Origin of the sequence: Sphingomonas sp. Leaf208 (genome assembly GCF_001421415.1) — a bacterium.
In the GTDB taxonomy this organism is placed as follows: domain Bacteria; phylum Pseudomonadota; class Alphaproteobacteria; order Sphingomonadales; family Sphingomonadaceae; genus Sphingomonas.
The window spans coordinates 1-4,346 of the sequence record NZ_LMKH01000027.1 but is presented as its reverse complement, the minus strand read 5'-3'; the positions used below and the strand labels follow the sequence as shown (position 1 = coordinate 4,346).

The 4,346-nt window shown below is 56.7% G+C and carries 4 protein-coding genes and 2 pseudogenes; 4 read left to right on the top strand and 2 right to left on the bottom strand.

What is annotated here, in order from left to right:
* Nucleotides 1-416: pseudogene (locus ASE69_RS12575) on the top strand (integrase core domain-containing protein); the annotation flags it as partial.
* A gap of 1 nt (nucleotide 417) precedes the next feature.
* Nucleotides 418-616 (top strand): integrase core domain-containing protein (locus ASE69_RS22150; RefSeq protein ID WP_235518685.1); only part of this gene is annotated, 199 nt, incomplete at its 5' end.
* 199 nt (nucleotides 617-815) lie between these two features.
* On the opposite strand, the pseudogene ASE69_RS21475 reads toward ASE69_RS22150, so the two are convergent.
* Both ASE69_RS21475 and ASE69_RS23470 read right to left on the bottom strand, forming a co-directional pair.
* Nucleotides 816-981: pseudogene (locus ASE69_RS21475) on the bottom strand (transposase); the annotation flags it as partial.
* 585 nt (nucleotides 982-1,566) lie between these two features.
* Nucleotides 1,567-1,827 carry a transposase gene (locus tag ASE69_RS23470; protein WP_414883046.1) on the bottom strand — a complete coding sequence of 87 codons (261 nt, stop codon included), beginning with the start codon at nucleotides 1,825-1,827 and terminating at the stop codon, nucleotides 1,567-1,569.
* A 203-nt stretch (nucleotides 1,828-2,030) separates the two neighbouring features.
* Here ASE69_RS23470 and ASE69_RS22140 point away from each other — a divergent pair, with 203 nt between their 5' ends.
* Both ASE69_RS22140 and ASE69_RS22135 read left to right on the top strand, forming a co-directional pair.
* Nucleotides 2,031-2,393, top strand: a complete 363-nt coding sequence (locus ASE69_RS22140; protein ID WP_156362327.1) for a hypothetical protein — start codon at nucleotides 2,031-2,033, stop codon at nucleotides 2,391-2,393.
* Between the two features lie 572 nt (nucleotides 2,394-2,965).
* Nucleotides 2,966-3,829: a hypothetical protein gene (locus ASE69_RS22135; protein ID WP_156362326.1), complete on the top strand. Its 864-nt coding sequence runs from the start codon at nucleotides 2,966-2,968 to the stop codon at nucleotides 3,827-3,829.
* Nucleotides 3,830-4,346: the final 517 nt, after the last annotated feature.

Sequence of the window (4,346 nt, the reverse complement as noted above, 5' to 3'; positions counted from 1 at the left end):
ACCCAACCAGCGCTGGTCGCTCGACTTCGTATCGGACTCGTTGGCCTGCGGCCGGCGGTTCCGCATGCTCAACGTCATCGACGACTACAGCCGGGAATGCTTGGGATGCATCGTCGACACCTCGCTGTCGGGTCGGCGGGTTGTTCGCGAGCTGAGCGCCATCGCCGAGCGTCGCGGGCTGCCGTGCATGGTGGTCAGCGACAATGGCACCGAGCTGACCAGTCATGCCGTCCTCGCCTGGTGTCAGGACACCGGGGTCGAGTGGCACTACATCGCCCCGGGGAAGCCGCAGCAGAATGGCTTTGTGGAATCGTTCAATGGTCGCTTGCGCGACGAGTGTCTGAACGAACACCTGTTCCCCTCGCTGGCTGCGGCGAGACGGATCATCGAGGCATGGCGGACGGACTACAACACCGNTGGTCGCTTGCGCGACGAGTGTCTGAACGAACACCTGTTCCCCTCGCTGGCTGCGGCGAGACGGATCATCGAGGCATGGCGGACGGACTACAACACCGTGCGTCCGCACAGCAGTCTTGGCGGGATGGCACCCGCCGAGTTTACGAACCGCCCCCGCCAGGGGCATATGGAAACCCAAGCTAAGTTATCAGCGGCCTGAAAACGGGGAGCAGGTCACGTTCACGACAAGAATTTGTTATTTCACTATATGATTGGTAGATTTGTCGCAAGCCGACCAACCCGCCAAGGGAGTATGTGATCGGCCGTTGTCCACGATGCAACGATGGTGGATCAATATTATTGGCCGGTACGCCTAATAGCATCCTGCTCAATATCTTGTATCTGGGTACGAAGCTTCTGCCGTAATCCGCTGGACAGTCGCACCATCGAGATCCCACTTTGAGGACATGGATAATGCCCGAAATCACCCGCCGGTCATCGACCCCGCCGGGCGCCAGGCTGGTTCTTCGGCAAATGCGGCTTGATCGCTGTCCACGCCTGGTCCGATAACCAGAACAACGCCATCTACAGCCTCCATCGTCACACGCTCCGTGAATCAGGAAGCCCACTTCAGATGAATAGCCTGATTGGGTTTGAGCCCTAGATCGGAGTTTCGAACGATCAGTCGCGATGCGCTTTCCGGACCGTGGAAGCTAGCCATCGTTAGGCGGCGTGGACGAATTTGAGCAGGTAGCGGGTGACAGCGATCTGGATCATGCTGAGCTTTCGGCGAGTTGGTCGTATCGAGTGGCGACCGCGCGATTAATCTTAAGATGACCAAACATGCGCTCGATACGATTGCGCTCCTTGTACAGGGTGCGGTCATGGATGATCGGCTTCTTACGGTTGGATCATCCTGGGATGACGGCGTCGATCCCGCGGCCACGTAGAGCGTCACGGATGGCGTCGGCGTCGCACCCCTTGTCACCCAGCAGCGCGGCCGGCTCGACCTAGGGCAGTGCGATCAGCGTGTCGTACGCCTTGCAGTCGGCGGCTTGCCCACCTGTCAGATGGAAGGCGAGCGGTCGCCCATCAGCATCGGCGATGCAGTGAACCTCACAGCCGAACCCGCCCCGCGAGCGTCCAAGAGCCTGTCGATAAGTCCCCCTTTTACCCCCGCTGCCGAGACGTGGCCGCGGATGGTGGTACTGTCGATGCTGTAGTGGCCGGTGTCCGCCATTCTTTCGGCCAGGGTGACCGACACAATCTCCCAGGTGCCGGCCTCGCTCCAGCGCCTGAACCGCCGATAAATCGTTTTCCACTTGCCGTACTTCTCGGCACTTCGCGCCAGGGCGCCCCGCAGCGCAGCCGCCAGAGAATACAGATCAGAACCGCCCAGTTCTCGGTTGGGCGCCGTCCGCGACCACGCATCGATGGTTCGATCGGCAACAGATCCTTCAAGACCTGCCACTCCGCCTCGCTCAGATCGCCCCGGCTCAATCACGCCTCCAAAAGGAAGCCTTGAATCAACCGCTCGATCCAGCGTCAACCAATTCATCCACGCCGCCTAGTTCCCTACTGTCATTGCGGCCACAGGACTGGCTGATCCGCACGGTGCCAGCTAATGAAGCACCGTGCTAATCAAATCCAAGATGACATGGCCTGCTGCTTTCACGGTGGCAGGCGCCGCAAGCCGCCATCATTTCCTGTTTATCGAGACGCGGTTGCAGATTACAACCTTTTGTCTAGCGGCGATCGCCATCGAACTATCCTACGTCGTGACACGCCTGCCTTATTCAAAAAAGCGCTTAGCGCTCAATATCAGTTGCGCGACGCTCGCCATCGTTGCGACCCGGTGGCTCGTCGAGGCTCCACCATGGATCGACCATCCGCATGGTGGATACGTGCCCCAACATAACCGAAAACCTCAAAGTGGCGTAAGCTTTCCGTTCCAGACGGAGGAAAAACTGGCGCACCAGGTACGAAGAATGGCTTGACCGGACCGGCTATAGCGGCATTACAAGTAAATCTACCGTGCCTAATTGTTAAGAAATGATAGTCTAACGCGAGGAAAAATGACTAGTATTTCAGTGTGAGACTGCCACAACAATATTGTATAGTCACACCTATAGCGTGATTCTTATTAGGTGCTCCATGACCACGACCAAAGATTTGCTAAGATTTGGCACCTCGTTTCGTTGGTGCGGCGCAAACGAGGTGCCAGCCACCCAGGGAAGAGCAGCGAGTGCTTCATGACGGATTATCATGGCTAATACAAATCGGTATAACCCGTCTGTGCCTCACGCTGCCTTGATGCGGTGAACCATCAGCATAAGATTCACTCGCAACCTAGCTCGAGCGCACCCCTGCTAGCGCGGCGTGGCTTTCGGGCGAATGCCCACCATGGTCGGGGTCACTTAGTATAAACACATTTGCCAAGAATATATCGTGAAACGGCTGCCTTTTGACCGTTCTCATCACGATCATCGATCGTAGAGCATCCAGTGGGAAGCCGTTCAGGACCGTGTTATTCATCTAAAGACACAAAGACATCGATTTAATCTTAAAGGTGGTTGAAATGATCCAAATTGTCATTCCCGTTGCGGCTGTGTTAATTGGTAGTGCGGCAGCCTACACCCAACAGTCTATACCGAAACAAGCAAGCTTTAAAACGATCGCGCAGACGACCAGTGTGATCAACACCGACGCCGGACCAGTGAAATACCGTGTACCTCGACGATACGACAACGTCACGCTTAAGAATTATCTCGTTACGACCAGCCATTACGGGGTACAGGTCAAAGACGGGTCACATGTAACGGTTGATGGCGGCATTTGGCGTCACAATGGAAGACCGACAAAAATCAGCGCTTCATTCGCCGTTGGCGGAGGCAGTATGCTGACCCTGCGAAATGTGACGGCCATTGGTAGCTACGACCCGTTCCTTCCGGTCAGCACAAAGTTCAAGAATACGGACGGCGTCATGGGCGCTCAGCGAACCACACTCGTGATTGAAGGGGGGACTTTCAAGAATTATTGGGATGCGTCGATCGATACGAAAGCGAATACGACACTGAAGGGTATTGTGACCGTGGAAGGTAGTCGCGTCGGTTTGAAAGATTGGGGGCCGCTGGTCGGCGACACGTTAGTCAGCCGCAATCCTCGAGACGGCCATATCTCCTGCCTCGCCTCGCCAGCGGTAACCTGCAATATCCATCTTAAGAAGCTGATCGCTTACGATAATGATCCCAATGGCCTTCTCGTTGGCTTCCAAGGCACCAACGGGGTCGTCCGGATTGATGCGTGCGAACTCCATGTTCCCGCATCCATGCGGGTTCAGTGGATCAAACGAGGCGTGACGGGTACAAATCTGATTCTGGGGCCGACCTGTGTCAAAGACGGCAAGGTAGTCGTAGCACCACGGAGCCGATAGCAGGGCCCATCGGCAGCTGGCACTGATGCAGAAGGTAGACCGCTCAGCTTCTTCATGATGGCTGGCCAGGTCAGTAACTACCGCGCTGCCGCGCTACTCGACGATCTACTTCCGGCGCAGTGGCTGCCGAGCGATTGCGGCTACGACACAGACTGGTATAGGGACGTCCTTCAGGTAAAGGGTATAATGCCTTGCATTCCGGGCCGAAAGATTACGGATAAAGCCCTTCAAATACGAAAAGGACCGCGCCCGAAGCCGGGGCCGTACCGAGATTTTGTTTGGCCGCCTAAAGGACTGACGTCACGATGCCACGCGCTACGATCAACACCCGACCGCTCTCGTAACGGAAGCGATAGGCGGTCACCTCTCAGATCGTGCGGTTCATCCGCTCGTGGCCGTTGGTCCCGTAATCGATGGGTGTTGTTGCCCCCTAAAGGCCTGACAGGGCCTCGCAGGTTTGCGCGATGAACTCGCGGGGTGATCGATAGCGCAAAGCGCGGTGCGGATGCACCTCGTT